The 14675-nt window shown below is 49.6% G+C and carries 14 protein-coding genes and 5 tRNA genes; 5 read left to right on the forward strand and 14 right to left on the reverse strand.

What is annotated here, in order from left to right; translation table 11 throughout:
• The 10 genes from tuf to sat form a co-directional block, all read right to left on the reverse strand.
• Nucleotides 1-1200 carry an elongation factor Tu gene (gene tuf, locus ACXJJX_RS02940; RefSeq protein ID WP_456431882.1) on the reverse strand — a complete coding sequence of 400 codons (1200 nt, stop codon included), beginning with the start codon at nucleotides 1198-1200 and terminating at the stop codon, nucleotides 1-3.
• 50 nt (nucleotides 1201-1250) lie between these two features.
• Nucleotides 1251-1326 (reverse strand) — tRNA-Thr (locus tag ACXJJX_RS02945).
• Nucleotides 1327-1338: 12 nt separating this feature from the next.
• Nucleotides 1339-1415, reverse strand: a tRNA-Gly gene (locus tag ACXJJX_RS02950).
• 45 nt (nucleotides 1416-1460) lie between these two features.
• Nucleotides 1461-1546 (reverse strand) — tRNA-Tyr (locus tag ACXJJX_RS02955).
• An 85-nt stretch (nucleotides 1547-1631) separates the two neighbouring features.
• Nucleotides 1632-2801 (reverse strand): quinone-interacting membrane-bound oxidoreductase complex subunit QmoC, encoded by a 1170-nt coding sequence (qmoC, locus tag ACXJJX_RS02960; RefSeq protein ID WP_456431884.1) that lies wholly within the window; start codon nucleotides 2799-2801, stop codon nucleotides 1632-1634.
• An 18-nt stretch (nucleotides 2802-2819) separates the two neighbouring features.
• Entirely contained in the window at nucleotides 2820-4994 is a 2175-nt protein-coding gene (locus ACXJJX_RS02965) for an FAD-dependent oxidoreductase (RefSeq protein WP_456431886.1), read from the reverse strand.
• A gap of 2 nt (nucleotides 4995-4996) precedes the next feature.
• Nucleotides 4997-6247, reverse strand: coding sequence for an FAD-dependent oxidoreductase (locus ACXJJX_RS02970; protein ID WP_456431888.1), 1251 nt, complete (start codon nucleotides 6245-6247; stop codon nucleotides 4997-4999).
• Between the two features lie 135 nt (nucleotides 6248-6382).
• The gene (gene aprA / locus ACXJJX_RS02975; protein ID WP_456431890.1) at nucleotides 6383-8371 is read right to left on the reverse strand and encodes an adenylyl-sulfate reductase subunit alpha; all 1989 of its coding nucleotides are present in this window, start codon (nucleotides 8369-8371) and stop codon (nucleotides 6383-6385) included.
• 38 nt (nucleotides 8372-8409) lie between these two features.
• Complete coding sequence (aprB, locus tag ACXJJX_RS02980) at nucleotides 8410-8874, reverse strand: adenylyl-sulfate reductase subunit beta (RefSeq protein WP_456431892.1); 465 nt, start codon at nucleotides 8872-8874, stop codon at nucleotides 8410-8412.
• Between the two features lie 89 nt (nucleotides 8875-8963).
• The gene (gene sat, locus ACXJJX_RS02985) at nucleotides 8964-10214 is read right to left on the reverse strand and encodes a sulfate adenylyltransferase (RefSeq protein WP_456431894.1); all 1251 of its coding nucleotides are present in this window, start codon (nucleotides 10212-10214) and stop codon (nucleotides 8964-8966) included.
• A gap of 250 nt (nucleotides 10215-10464) precedes the next feature.
• On the opposite strand from sat, the gene mobA reads away from it, so the two are divergent.
• The 3 genes from mobA (at nucleotide 10465) to ACXJJX_RS03000 (ending at nucleotide 11967) form a co-directional block, all read left to right on the forward strand.
• Entirely contained in the window at nucleotides 10465-11043 is a 579-nt protein-coding gene (gene mobA / locus ACXJJX_RS02990; protein ID WP_456431896.1) for a molybdenum cofactor guanylyltransferase, read from the forward strand.
• Between the two features lie 25 nt (nucleotides 11044-11068).
• Nucleotides 11069-11884, forward strand: a complete 816-nt coding sequence (locus ACXJJX_RS02995; protein WP_456431898.1) for a YkgJ family cysteine cluster protein — start codon at nucleotides 11069-11071, stop codon at nucleotides 11882-11884.
• An 8-nt stretch (nucleotides 11885-11892) separates the two neighbouring features.
• Nucleotides 11893-11967 (forward strand) — tRNA-Thr (locus tag ACXJJX_RS03000).
• A gap of 50 nt (nucleotides 11968-12017) precedes the next feature.
• Here ACXJJX_RS03000 and ACXJJX_RS03005 read toward each other — a convergent pair.
• The 4 genes from ACXJJX_RS03005 to ACXJJX_RS03020 form a co-directional block, all read right to left on the reverse strand.
• Nucleotides 12018-12113 (reverse strand) — tRNA-Cys (locus ACXJJX_RS03005).
• Nucleotides 12114-12239: 126 nt separating this feature from the next.
• A complete protein-coding gene (locus tag ACXJJX_RS03010) occupies nucleotides 12240-13181 on the reverse strand; it encodes a hypothetical protein (protein ID WP_456431900.1) in 942 nt (313 codons plus the stop codon).
• The gene (locus tag ACXJJX_RS03015) at nucleotides 13124-13495 is read right to left on the reverse strand and encodes an ArnT family glycosyltransferase (protein ID WP_456431908.1); all 372 of its coding nucleotides are present in this window, start codon (nucleotides 13493-13495) and stop codon (nucleotides 13124-13126) included. The genes ACXJJX_RS03010 and ACXJJX_RS03015 overlap by 58 nt, the downstream gene beginning before the upstream one ends.
• Nucleotides 13492-13692: an ArnT family glycosyltransferase gene (locus ACXJJX_RS03020; RefSeq protein WP_456431902.1), complete on the reverse strand. Its 201-nt coding sequence runs from the start codon at nucleotides 13690-13692 to the stop codon at nucleotides 13492-13494. The genes ACXJJX_RS03015 and ACXJJX_RS03020 overlap by 4 nt, the downstream gene beginning before the upstream one ends.
• A gap of 176 nt (nucleotides 13693-13868) precedes the next feature.
• On the opposite strand from ACXJJX_RS03020, the gene ACXJJX_RS03025 reads away from it, so the two are divergent.
• Both ACXJJX_RS03025 and ACXJJX_RS03030 read left to right on the forward strand, forming a co-directional pair.
• Nucleotides 13869-14285: a 4Fe-4S binding protein gene (locus ACXJJX_RS03025; RefSeq protein ID WP_456431904.1), complete on the forward strand. Its 417-nt coding sequence runs from the start codon at nucleotides 13869-13871 to the stop codon at nucleotides 14283-14285.
• A partial coding sequence (locus tag ACXJJX_RS03030; protein ID WP_456431906.1) for an aldehyde ferredoxin oxidoreductase N-terminal domain-containing protein occupies nucleotides 14272-14675 on the forward strand: 404 nt, incomplete at its 3' end. The genes ACXJJX_RS03025 and ACXJJX_RS03030, both read left to right, overlap by 14 nt.

A 14675-nucleotide genomic window follows, 5' to 3' on the forward strand; every position in this document is an offset into this window, starting at 1 on the left:
TTACTCAATAACCTTGGTGACCACACCAGCTCCTACCGTCCGACCACCTTCCCGAATCGCAAACCGCAAACCCTCCTCCATCGCCACAGGCTTGATCAACTGAACCTCTAACTCCACATTGTCACCAGGCATCACCATCTCAACACCCTCAGGCAACGTCACCACTCCTGTCACATCCGTAGTCCGAAAATAAAACTGCGGACGATAACCATTAAAAAACGGCGTATGACGACCACCCTCATCCTTCGTCAAGACATAAACCTCAGCCTTAAAACGAGTATGCGGAGTTATACTACCAGGCTGCGCTAAAACCTGACCCCGCTCCACCTCCTCACGCTTAACACCACGCAATAAAACACCAACATTGTCACCAGGTAAAGCCTCATCCAATACCTTCCGAAACATCTCTAAACCAGTCGCTACCGTCTTCTGCGTAGGACGTAAACCAACTATCTCCACCTCATCACCTACCTTAATCACCCCACGCTCCACACGACCAGTAACTACCGTACCACGACCACTAATCGTAAATACATCCTCTATCGGCATCAAAAACGGCTTGTCAACCTCACGAACAGGCTCAGGAATAAACTCGTCAACCGCATCCATCAACTCCCATATACGACCACACCACTGACAATCACGACTACCACAACCACACTCCAACGCCTTCAACGCACTACCCTTAACTATCGGAACATCATCACCAGGATACTCATACTTGCTCAATAACTCCCTCAACTCTAACTCCACTAACTCTATCAACTCCTCATCATCAACCATGTCAACCTTGTTCAAAAATACCACCACCGCCGGAACATTAACCTGACGAGCCAATAATATATGCTCACGAGTCTGAGGCATCGGACCATCATCCGCCGCTACCACCAATATCGCACCATCCATCTGCGCCGCACCAGTTATCATGTTCTTAATGTAATCCGCATGACCAGGACAATCTACATGCGCATAATGACGACGATCCGTCTCATACTCAACATGCGCCGTCGCTATCGTTATCCCCCGAGCACGCTCCTCCGGAGCCTTGTCTATGTTCTCAAACGGAACAAAATCCGCATAACCCTTCGTCGATAAAACACGCGTAATCGCCGCCGTCAACGTCGTCTTACCATGATCTATATGACCTATCGTCCCTACATTCACATGCGGCTTCCGACGCTCAAACTTCTTCTTGCTCATTAAAGGGCCTCCTTATCAGAAATAAGGCCTAAGGCCTGCTAAACCAAAACTGGAGCCCACGACCGGATTCGAACCGGTGACCTCTTCCTTACCAAGGAAGTGCTCTGCCGCCTGAGCTACGTGGGCCAAATAAAAAAATGGAGCGGGAAACGGGACTCGAACCCGCAACCCTCAGCTTGGAAGGCTGATGCTCTAGCCAATTGAGCTATTCCCGCCCTCCAAATATTATAACCAAAGCAATCAGGATTACCAAAAAGATATGGTGGAGAGGGGAGGATTCGAACCTCCGAAGGCTTCGCCACCGGATTTACAGTCCGGCCCCTTTGGCCAACTCGGGAACCTCTCCACAACAAAACAGGCTGAGTCTTTGGTTCTCAGCCTGTTTTGCATCGGCCATTATAATGGTCTTTTAGGGCTAGTCAAGCCTCAATTTACTGACCCTCTGAAGTCGCCGCCTGCCTTTGGGCGTTAGCATAACGCTCAAAAACCATTACTGTCGTCCGATAAAGGAGATGGGCGAACTTAGAAAATGGCAGAGACAGGAAGAGGACAAAGACACAGGCCAGATGGAGCAAATAAACCGGATAGGCTAGGAACTTAATGTTCATCAAACGGAAGACTTCCGCGCCTAGTCCGGAAAGCCCCACCGCCAGAATGAGCCAGATCAGGAGCCAGTCATTATAAGAAGACTGAAGAATTCCCTGGCTCGTTTTCTCTCGACGCATGGTCAGAATCATAAAGATTCCGACGATAAGCAGGACGGCGCCGACATTGGCTAATATCTTCACCGGATTGTAGATCTTCCAGGGAGTATGAAATCCCAAGAAATCAGCACCGATGAAGACTATATTGGTAACAATAAAAAGAATAATAAAGGCCCAAAGGACCATCATATGGCCTGTAGCTCTTTCCTTGGTTGCCCCACACTTCTGGAAACGAGTATGCTGAAGGATCTCTCCAATAGTAGGCCAGACGTAAAGATCCAGAAACTCGCCTGCCGAAGGTTTAAGCTTGGGAGAAATCCCCTGGCTCTTGCAGAGATCCTTCCAGAGGTTCACCACCCCTTTGGCCGAAAGAAGAGCGACTAAGCCAACCAAAGGCAGGAAAATGGCATCAACCAGGACAACGGGCATGAATCCATGCCAAAAGCCTTCCGAAAATCTTACCGGTCCTTCTGGGATCTCAAATCCACCATGATAGGCCACCATGACTCCTATAATGATGGCAAAGGCCACAGCAAAAAGAAAAGGAAGATAGCCCGGCTCATTAAAGAGTGTCCATAAGGCCTTAGGGCTGGCATAGTGCCGGATGGTCATGGCCCTGATGGCCCCAAGGACATCTCCTGGTTTAGCCCCTCGAGGACAGTAGGCACTACAGTCTCCACACTGGTGACATAGCCAGACCGCTGGGTCTGTGGCCAACTTGTCCTTAAGACCCCATTGGGCCCAGATCATCTCCTTTCGAGGGAAAGGACCCTCGTCTGGAGAGAGGGGACAGACCACCGCACAAGTAGCACACTGATAACACTTCTTCAGGGTGGTCCCCCCGGCCTTTTGAATCCCCTTGATAAAATCCAGATCTGGTTGAACACGTCGTGCCATATACAAGCCCTCCTAGACCTAGAAACCTTTGAATGGGTTTTCTCCGAGTTCCTTGATGGTCGCCACAAAGTCCTGCAGGATCTTGGGGATCTTGAAGTACTCGTCAATTGCTACCTGGACAAGCTGAACCCGCTCGGACTCAAGGGCTAGCTGTTGCAAGGTCTCACCCACGTTTTCCATCCGGCGGTTAGCGAGTTCAGAGCCCTTGATAAAGTGACACTGATAGTTCTCTCCGTAACGGCAACCGATCAGGATAACACCATCGGTGCCCGTAGAAAGGGCATCCTTAATCCAGGCCACATTGACCGATCCCAGACAACGCACCGGGATAAAGCGAATCTCCACAGGGATGTTCTGTTTGTACATAGCCGCCATATCCAGGGCCGGAAGAGCATCATTTTCACAAACAAAGGCCAAAATCCGGAACTGACCATACTCCGGCTCCGGCATCTCCCAGGCCTTAATCATAGAGCCAACCATATCTATGCTGAAATCCTTAAAGCTGATAATCCGCTCCGGACAGGCCCCAAAACAGGTGCCACATCGACGACAACGGGTAGGGTTAGGCTTGGGAGTCCCAGCCTCGTCATCGTCAAGGGCCCCAAAGGGACACTCCTCAGTGCAACGCTTACACTGGGTACACCGTTTGAAGTAGAATTCAGGATAAGCATAATCCCAGGTCCGAGGATGCACGGCGCGTCCAACCTTGATGGCCTCAAGACACTGGATAGCTTTAAGAACAGCCCCGGCCGCATCGTCCATGGCCATTCCAGCGGTCATCGGTTGATGGACACAACCAGCGGTATAGATCCCGGTCCGTCTGGTCTCGTAGGGAAAGCAGATATAATTGGAGTCTGCATAACCATAAAAGAGTTCGATCTCTGGGAAGCCCGGCCCCTGCCGGTACTCAAGGGGGATGATAGGATCATCTTTAGTTGTGGGCTCAATACCCGTAGCCAAGACTACTAGATCGGCTTCAATAGTGAGGTCCTCACCAATAAGGGTGTTTTTAACCTCCACAGTCAGCCCGCCATCGCCGGCCTCAGAAATGGAGCCGATCTCACCCTTGGTAAGAAAGACGCCCGGATCATCCTGAAGGCTCTTGTAAAAATTTTCATAGATGCCCATGGTCCGCATGTCTTTATAGATAATGTAAGCCCGAGCATCAGAATCCTGCTCTCTCAGATAACGGGCGTGTTTAAGAGAGGCTAGACAGCAAAAACTAGAACAGTAGGGAAGATGATTTTCGTCACGTTGACCAGCACACTGGATAAAGACCACACTTTTGGCTGGCTTACCATCTGAAGGCCGCTTAATCTCACCTTTGGCAGCCATCTCCTCGTACATGAAATTAGTAATCACATTGGCATATTTGCCGAAGCCATAAGGTTCCTCAAGCTTAGAGGCATCATACGGCTTCCAACCAGTGGCCACCACAATGGTGCCAATCCTTTCCGTCTGTCCATTGGAGAGTTCAACACTATAGAGCCCGGGAGCTCCGGAAATCTTAGTTACCGTAGTCCCGGTATAGACCTTGATGTTAGGATTGGAGTTTACTTCAGAAATCAATTTATTGGTGATAGGCTCTTCTAGCTCAGTAAAGGGAGGATTGGGCTGAAGCATTTTTTTCATCTTGGCCACATAGCCACCAAGGTCGGAATTCTTCTCCACCAACACGACCTCTTTGCCGGCCTTGGCTGCCTCAAGGGCTGCTGTAAGCCCGGTGACACCTCCCCCCATAACCATTATAGTCTCCGAGATCTCCTCCTCTGGTTTATAGGGCTCGGGGGGAGCGTATTTCTGCATCTTGACTACGCCCATACGGACATAGTCTTTTGCCAGATTCATCAGCTCGTCTTCAAAGCTTACATATTCATTGTCCCATTCCCCCTCAGCAGGTGCCGGACGACTCCAGACCACCCCTTCCCGAAGATTTACCCGCTCAACAGGAACAGCCCCAAAATCAAAGACGTCATAGTTTACCCGCGGAGAACAAGCACAGATGACCACCGAATCAAGACCTTCTGAAGAAATATCACCCTTAATAGTCTCTACGGCCTCCTGGCCACAGAGAAAAGGCAAGGTCTTACAAACAGCCGGATTATATTGATTGGCCACCTGGGCCAAGTCATCCAGGTTAAGTCTTTCTCCTATATCGCAACTGGAACAGATATAGACACCGATCTTTTCCATTGTTACCTCCTTACAATGGTTTGAATGGCCTTCAAGGCAGCGCCAGTGGCCTGTTCGTTAGAGCTCATTACATCAAGGGGCATCCTTGCACAGCCACAGGCGTATATACCCTTGCCTTCATCAGGAAGAACAAAACCATACTGATCAACCGGGACATCGCCCGGAAGGCCAACCCCCTCTATGCTGGGCTGCATGCCCACCGCCAAGACAACCATATTAACCGTTTCCTGATGCTTCTTGCCGGTGGCCGTATCCTCCGCCGTAACTATTAAATCTTTGGTCTGAGGATCCTCTTCGATCTTGGCCACCTTACCCTTGATAAAGTGGACTTTCTCATCGGCCTGGACACGATTAAGAAACTTTTCGTATCTGCCTGGTGTCCGGAGATCAATATAGAAGATATAGGCCTCTGAATCTTCGTATTGTTCCCGAAGATAGATAGATTGCTTAAGGGAAGCTAGACAACAGATATATGAACAGTATGGAAGGTGATTTTCATCCCGGCTACCTGCACACTGAACAAAGGCCACCTTTTTAGGGGGCTGATTGTCTGAAGGCCGAAGAATTTTGCCTCCGGTTGGCCCATTAGGAGAAGCCATCCGCTCCATCTGCATATTAATGATCACATTAGCAAAGCGCCCGTAGCCGAGATTATCCATCTTGGTGGCATCGTAAGGCTTCCAGCCAGTGGCTACAATGATGGAATCGACAGTCAAATCAACACTTTGGGGTCCCATATCAAGATCAATGGCCTGATAATTACAGGCCTCAATACACTTACCACAGTCTTTCCCCTTACAGGCAGCCTTATCTATTACATAATAAAGGGGAAAAGCCATCGGATAAGGAAGATAGATGGCCTTGGTCTTTCCCAGACCAAAGTCAAAGTCGCTCTCCCTCTCTACTGGACAGGCCTCCACACAGGCCCCACAGGCAGTACAGTTATCGTTGACCATACGAGGGGCAATGCTCAGGGAGACGTTATAGTTTCCGCCCCCCCCCGAGATACTTTTGACCTCGGCCATAGTGTAAAAACTGATTCGAGGGTTCTCCTTGATCCGCCGGAAGTTGATCTCCAGACCGCAAGTCGGTGGACAGAGCTTGGGGAAATAATAATTCAGTTGGGCCACCCGGCCGCCGAGATAAGGGGCTTTTTCTACGAGGACTACATCATAGCCCACCTCTGCAGCCTCAACGGCGGCCGTAATGCCACTTATACCCCCGCCGATGACCAGTATCTTTCCTTCCGCCATATCTTCCTCCACTTTAAAGTTTTTCGATCCTTTGAGCCGGAGGCTAGGATTAACCTCCGCTTCAAAAGACCGTATTAAAAAGCTCCAGGCACCACTGGGTGCCTGGAGCTTTTATTACTCGTCTATCCCATCGGGTTACGGTCCAAGCGGATCAGGGATAATCTGGACATACGGGAACTTCTCCAAAGTCCACTCACCGGTCTCTGCATTGAAGCTTGAGAGGGTAAAGCAACGCCAGTTAGCATCGTCAATGTTCAGGAAGTCAGCCCGGTAATAGTAACCAGGATAACGGCTTTCCTCCCGGAAGAGGATATGACGGAGATGGGCCTCGGCCGTAAGGATACGGTGGTAGTTCTCCCAGGCCCTCATGAGCTCGTGGAGATCGCGGGCCGCCATCTTGGCCGCATCCTCACGGAGCATCACCAGAAGCTCAAGACCCCGCTCCAGCATGATCTTGTTGGTCTGGTAGTAAGTAGCAACACCGGCCACATATTCGTCCATGATCTTCTGGAGGCGGAACTGACACTGTTTGGGCAGAATGTAGTTGGGGTTAATCTCGTAGGCTGTAGTCGCCCCCTTAAACTCCTCAAAGCGATACCAAGGGGCATAGATCTCCTTCTTGAGCTCCTCGGCATTCTCCTTCGGGGTGGGTTTGAAGTCCTTGTTGTCCAGGCAGAACTTGATCATGGCCTTGGCGGCAATGCGGCCCTCAACATGGGAGCCAGAGGAGAACTTGTGCCCACAGGCACCACAAGTATCACCAGCCACAAAGAGACCCTTAACAGTGGTCATACGGTTGTAGAGTCCAATCTCCTTCCAGGGCTCTTTGTACTCGGCAGGCACCCAATCTTCATCCGGACCGCAGGCCCAGGCACCGGCACAACCAGCGTGAGAGCCTAGGAAGTAAGGCTCAGTGGGCATAATCTCGGAGGGAACCTTTTCCGGCTCAATATTCAAGCAGGCCCACAGACCAGCCTGGGTCACGCACATGTCGAGGAAGTCTTCCCAGGCCTCAGCAATGAGGTGCTTGAAGCGCTTCTTATCCATAGTTTTGGCCGCTTCCTGGAGAGCAACTTCAGTATGCATGTAGATAGGACCACGGCCTTCCTTCATCTCGATAAGCATGGCATGGTTACGCAGACAGGTACCAATAACAGAGGCCTCACTGTAGGGCTTAAACTTATCAAGCTCATCCTTGTGCTTAGCGATATAGTCCTCACCGTAGGCATTGCTGGCCTTGGCCTTAAAGAGCAAGAACCAAGCACCAACAGGACCATAACCATCCTTAAAACGGGCAGGGACAAAGCGGTTCTCCATGAGAACCAACTTACCACCGGCAATCAAGGTCATGGCGTAACCAGAGCCAGGATTCCAGACCGGGTACCAAGCACGACCCATACCCTCACCCACAGAACGAGGACGGAAGATATTAACCGCTCCACCAGTAACTACCAAGGTGGCATTAGCCTTAATAATGTAGACCTTGTTCTCACGGACACTAAAACCAACCCCACCGCAACAACGATTGGGCTCATTGGCGTCCATGAGAGGCCGGACGATAAAGCAACGCTCGATAATGTTCTCCATACCAAGAGCGTTCTTAGCGGCCTCAGCCACGATGCACTTATAAGACTCACCGTTGATCATGATCTGCCAACGACCAGAACGAACCGGCTTAGCCCCACCACGAAGGGTAAGACCCCGGGCCTTGGCCTCGGCACCATCAAGGGTCTCTCCATCGTCGGTCTTCTTCCAGATAGGAAGCCCCCAATCCTCAAAGGCATGAACGGTATCGTCAACGTGACGACCAACATCAAAGGAAAGGTCCTCACGAATAATGCCCATCAGGTCGCAACGAACCATCCGGACATAATCATCGGGCTTATTTTCACCAATATAGGTATTGATAGCTGAAAGCCCCATGGCCACAGCTCCAGAACGCTCCATAGCCGCCTTATCAACCAGAAGAATCTTTAAACCAGCAGACTTGGCCCAACGGACAGCCTCGACTGCAGCACCGCAGGCAGCCATGCCACCACCGACCAAAAGAATGTCGGTCTCAAGTTCGACGACTTCAGGCTCCGCACAGGGAAGCCCGGGATTATAAGAATGAATCTTACCCATAGTCTACCTCCTTTATGAACTGTTTTAGATTGACGTCATTAACCGGCAAACTTGATGGCCACAGGATTCTCAGGGGTGGCCGGGGTAACACCATCGGCGATCTCGGTAAAGAGACGATTATCACCAATGGCTCCGAGATCAGGATCGGGCTTGCCTACGGTAGGATCGGCCTCACCTTCTGGGGTAGTCCGAATAGGAAACTTGAAGCGAAGAACAACACCATTACGGAACTTAATCGTCCACATGATAGAATCAGTGCCCCGCATAGGCTGACAGGTACCGCCCATAGGCGCAAAGTCCGAATAGTGACGGACAGAGATGGCACCCTGAGGACAAATCTTAACACAAGAATAACACTCCCAACACTGATCAGGCTCCTGGTTGTAGGCCTTCATGGCGTCGGTGTCGAGAATCATGAGGTCATTAGGGCAGATGTACATACAGGCCGTCTTCTCTCCGCCCTTGCACCCATCACACTTTTCTGGATTGACATAACTCGGCATACTCTACCTCCTTCTAGAAGAGTTTTTGGTTGATTGACTTTGTTTAAAGATGCCCTCTCTTCCCCCTTAAAAAATTCCACCCCCTTTGATTATTTCTTGCCAGGTAGATCCTCGTAAGCGCCCTTCTTAATCTCTACCTTGACTCCCTTCTGAGCCAGCTCCTGATAGTATTTAACCAGGATGTCAATCACCTCGGGACGGCTAAACTCACGAGGAGGTACCTGGCCTTCGGCCAACATCCGCCGAAGCTTGGTACCAGAAAGAACCAGACGATCTTCATTGCCGTGCGGACAGGTCTTCAAGGAGGCCATGCCCTCACACTTATAGCAATAGAACGTCCAGTCCATCTTAAGGGGGCGAAGCTCCAAGGCTCCAGGCCAAAGCTTATCAAAGATCTCCTGGGCCTCGAAGACACCATAATAGTCACCGACACCAGCATGGTCTCGCCCAACAATCAGATGACTACAACCAAAGTTCTGACGAAAGATGGCATGCAGAAGGGCCTCCTTGGGGCCAGCATAACGCATATCCAAAGGATAAACCCCAAGTACCGTCCGATCCTTATTGTAATAGTTATCAATAAGGACCTCATAACACTTCATACGAATGTCAGCCGGAATGTCTCCGGGCTTCAGCTTGCCAACCAGGGCATGAATAAAAACACCATCAGAGACCTCCTGAGCCACCTTGGTCAGATATTCATGAGAGCGGTGAATAGGGTTTCTGGTCTGGAAGGCAGCCACCGTACTCCAACCCTTCTCCTCAAAGATGGCCCGAGCCTGAGCAGGATGGAGATAATAGTCGCCATACTTTTCAGGATAGTCGAGCTCGGTCAGAACCTTAACCGGACCAGCAATATTGTATTCACCCTGATTCATAACCATGGCCACCCCGGGATGCTCCATGTCGTCAGTCTTGTAGACATGGATACATTCCTCCCGCTTGGCCTTCTCATCGAGCTGATAAACCTCCTCTACAGTCATGGTGGCCATGAGAGTACCTGTCTCTTTGTCCCAAAGGGCAACATCAGAACCTTCTTTAATATTTTTAACCTGCTCTGCATCAATCGAGCAGCAGATAGGAATTGGCCACATAGTCCCAGGGTCTGCCTTGCGCAACTTCATCTCATAAATAACGCCTTCCCAATCATCCTTACCCATAAAGCCAATAAGGGGCGTAAAAGCCCCCATACCAATCATCAAAAGATCGCCCTTTTCCCGAGAGCCAATTTCGATTCGGGGAAGATTCTGGGCCCGCTTTATCTCCTCCTCCCTCTCTGTTCCATGGAGCAGGCGCGGGGTTAATTTTTTCCTTGAACCATGGGGATTAACTAAAGCCATGACCCTCTCCTTTCTAAAAGAAATTTATAGGTTAAATAAATGAATCTTCACTCATTGGCCAGGGGTATTTATAGGGAACAATGCCTCTTGTGTCAAGCGGAAAAAGGTGGTCTCCTTGTTTAAACGTTAAATAGCTAATATAGTAGATACCCAAGTGAATAAATTCTCATATCATAACGGCAGGTTTGGCTCTTCTTTTCGCACTACCCCTGAGAGAAGTCAAGATTTTTTTGTCTCCGGGGCTGTTCTTGTGGGAGGACAAAGTCGCCGTTTCGGTGAAAATAAAGCCCTTTTCCAATGGCAAGGAGCCTCTTTTCTAGAGCGGATTTGTCAAGCCCTAGAAGAAGTTAAGCTATCTATTTATATAATATCTAAAAAAAATCAGGCTCACTATTATAGTGATAGCGGACGAAAAATCATCACTGATCTCTACCCAGAGCAAACCCCTCTGGTTGGTCTTCTCTCGGCCCTTGAAGCTCTCCCCTCTAGATGGGTCCTCTTGGTCGCCTGTGATATGCCAGCTATCCAGCCTCCTCTTTTGAATTACCTAATCACCTTAGCCAAGAACACATCTCAAGGGGCCATTGTCCCTATCTATGACGGACGGCCTCAACCTCTGCTGGCCCTTTATTCGAAGGGAATTTACCCCCAAGCAAGGGAGTATTTTTTAAAAGGAGGTCGCTCTCTGAAAGGACTTGTGGAACAAATCTCTGTTCAATTTGTTCCCCAAAAGGACTGGCAGAGATATGATTCCCAAGGGCTGAGTTTTCTGAATATCAATCGCCAAGAAGACCTGGCAAGATTGACAAAGGCCTTAGGGAGTCTTTAAATGAACAAAATTCTTGGAGGCAGCCATGGGCAAATTTGAACATAAACTCACCGCCCGAGACAAAGTCATTGTCCCGGTTCAACTGACAGAAAAAACACGTTTCCGCTTTGTCTGTGATAAAGGGGTTCCCTGCTTTACGGAATGCTGCTCGGACCTTTTTATCTGCCTTACCCCTTATGACATAATCAGACTTAAGAACAACCTAAAGCTCTCCTGTGACGAATTCCTCCTAAAATATACGGAACCTTTTATCCTTCCCCGGTCTGGCCTTCCGGTAGCTAGGCTTAAAATGGAGGGAGAGCAGAAACTTTGCCCTTTTCTAGTCGATGGAGGTTGTTCGGTTTATCCTGACCGCCCGGTCTCTTGTCGTTATTATCCTATTGGCATGGGCATGTTTCGAAACACAGACAAAAAGAAAAACGAGGAATTCTATTATTTTGTCAAGGAAGGTTTCTGCCAGGGGATGGGCCGGGGCAAAGAATGGACCATTGCCGAGTGGCGTAAAAATCAGGGAGCAATAGAGTATGATGAGTTCAACCAGGGCTGGATAGAAATCATCATGAAAAAGGAATCCTTAGGTCCGATGAAGGTCCATCCCCAAACGCTAGAGATGTTCTTCATGGTCTCTACTAATGTGGACCGCTTTCGCGATTTTGTCTTTGGGAGCCGATTCCTGGAGATTTATGAAGTGGACCAAAAGACCCAGGAGAAGATCAAAAACGACGAACTTGAGCTCCTTAAATTTGGCTTTTTGTGGCTCAAAAAGGCCCTCTATAATGAAGGCCCCCTTCGTTTAAGAGAAGAGGCCAAACGCCCCAAAAAGAAGGTCAAACCAGTCTAGCCAACAGGGCCGGCGTAGCTCAGCGGCAGAGCAGCGGATTCGTAATCCGCAGGTCAGGGGTTCAAATCCCCTCGCCGGCTCCAAGTCTTAACTCTAGGCCCTTTTCGTCAAATCCCAATTAACCTTAAACAAAAGGCCGGGGTTGGAATCGAACCAACCAAGTCCCAGGTAGCAAAGGGACCCCACAGGGTTTGCAGCCCTGGGAGGGCACCAGCCCTCTCACCCGGCCCCTGAACAACCTAGATTACCTTTCTCTATTGATCAAATAGGAATTTTCTATAAATACCTGAACAACACTTGAAAAAAGATATAAAGTCTTCGGGTAAGGGTTATATTTTTGATGGGGCGGCCTTACTTAAGGAAGTAACTCATAAAGCCTGATTTTTTCACAGCGGATAAATTCATGAACCTTTAATCCCTGACGCCTAAGCCAGGGGATCACTGAAAACCAAGAGCCACCTCGAACAACCAGCAAACATCGTCCCTGTGTTCGAATTTCTTTTATTTTCTGCCTCCAGGAGACCTCCGTTTGGGCTGTCTTGGTGGCTATAGAATCAGGAAGATAATCAAAATTTATGCCGGTATAGAAAGAAAGACCATCAAGATAAATCCCTTCCAAGGCTAGATGACAGGAAGAGGATTTTAGATACGGACCAAGAGCCTGAGAATAGACCCAGGCATCCTGAGGGAAAGGAATCTTGGCGGCAGTAAACTTAAGAGCCAGGAGGACGAATAACCAAACAGCCAAACGAGGAGAAATCCTCAGGGGGCCTCGAAAATACCCCATTTTCAGAAAGAGACCACAAGTCATGAGGGATAGAGGGGCAAAGAGGGGAAGTATGTAAAGGGGAAGTCTGGATTTGGCCAGAGAGAAAACCACCAAAGGCACTAGGAACCACAATCCTAACAAAGAGAAGTGCCTTCCAGACAGGACCTTTCTCAGCCCCCCAGGTCCTAATTCTTTAAAGGCCTTTACCCAGATCAGGGCCCAAGGAAGCCCCCCTAAGGTCAGGATCGGTAAATAAAGGTAAAAAGGGGCGTACCAAGAAGAATTTCGGTGATATACTGGGCTAAAAAGGCGGCCGATCACCTGCTCCTGGAGAAGGAGGGAGAAGGAGCCCGAAATCTTTATTACTACTAGAAAATACCAACTTAGCCCAAGTAACAAGAAGAGGACCATCCCTTCGGGAAGCGAGGGATGAAGCGGGAATTTTCTCCTTTGAAGCCACCGGAAGACCACTAAACCCGCGGCCACGGGAAAGATGGCTGGGCCTTTGGTGAGGAAGGCCAAGGCCAAAAAAGCCACATAGCATTAAACCACAGTCGGGCCTTAACTCTTTGAGCCTTATGGCCCTTGACGAAGGCCCAGACCGCCGCTGTCTCCCAGAGGACCAAAAGCGTATCCGTAGTGACCACGTTGGCCGCCGCAAAAGGAAAGAGGCTGGTAGCGTAGATGATCCCGGCCCAAAGCCCCTTCCTTCCCCAGAAAGAGGCTCCGATTTGGCTAACTAAAAGAGCTGTCAGAGCGAAGGCTAGGGCATTGGGAAAACGGACGGCCCATTCGTTTTGGCCAAAGATTTTTATACTTCCAGCCAGGGCCCAATAGGTCAGGGGGGCTTGGTCAGGTGGGGGAGGAAATCCCTTTGGGGGATGAGGAACTGGCCGGAGATAAGCATTTCTCTGGCTACTTCAGCATAACGGGTCTCATCACAATCAAAAAGCCCGCGGCTTCCTTGAAAAGCCAGAGCCAAGACGAGAAAAAGGATAAATAAGCCCACCAAAGAGCGAATATTAAGAAAATCAAACATAACAGCCTAAAATATCTTCCTAAAAGGGAAATCTTAACGGCCCTAAGACCTAGTTACATTCTTAAATTTTAAATAGCCTAGTCCCTTAGGCAGAACAAACTAAAAGATTTTAATGGACGGAAAAAGATACTTTTTACTAATATCTAGAATACCCTTCCAGATAATAAGGAGCTGAGATGGCCCACCTTCACGTATTAGATACAGAAAGGTGCGTCGGGTGCCAATTATGCATGTTTGCCTGTCAAAGAAGATTTTCACTAGGAGGCTATGGGAGAGCAGCCATTCTTCCTCACTCCCGAGGGGGATTGAGTCGAGGCCTTACGGTCACCGTCTGTAGAGCCTGTCCAGAACCTCCTTGTGCTCATGTCTGCCCAGCAGAGGCTCTTAAGCCTCGCCGTGGTGGAGGGGTTGTCCATCTAGCTAACCGTTGTTTGGGGTGCGGTCACTGCCGTCAAGCCTGCCTACCGGGTGCTATCTTTTGGGACGAAGAACGCAACAAGCCGGTTTTTTGTGTCCATTGTGGGACCTGTGCCCAATACTGTCCCCATGGTGTCTTGGCCTTGATTAAGGAGGAAGACAATGGTTCCCCATGATTCCCTAGAGCGGGTCCTCTATGTTGATCTTTCCCGACGAAGTTTTTCCATAGAGTCTAGACCAGAGCTTTTTGAAAATTTTTTAGGAGGAGCGGGGGTTGCCAGTCAACTTCTCTTAGAAGAGTGTCCTGAGGGGGTCGATCCCTTATCTGCCGAGGCCCCGGTAATCATGGCCATTGGTCCTCTTTGTGGTCACTTCCCCATGGCCTCAAAGACAGCGGCTTTCTTCAAATCTCCCCACACTGGCAACCTCGGCGAGACCCATGCCGGGGGCCGGAGTGCTATAAGCCTTAGAATGGCCGGGTTTGGGGCCCTGGTCATCAAGGGGAAAAGTGATTTTCCGGTCATACTGGAGATCAACTCCCATAGGGTCTCCTTTCTTGATGCCCG

Source organism: Thermosulfuriphilus sp. (genome assembly GCF_054026695.1).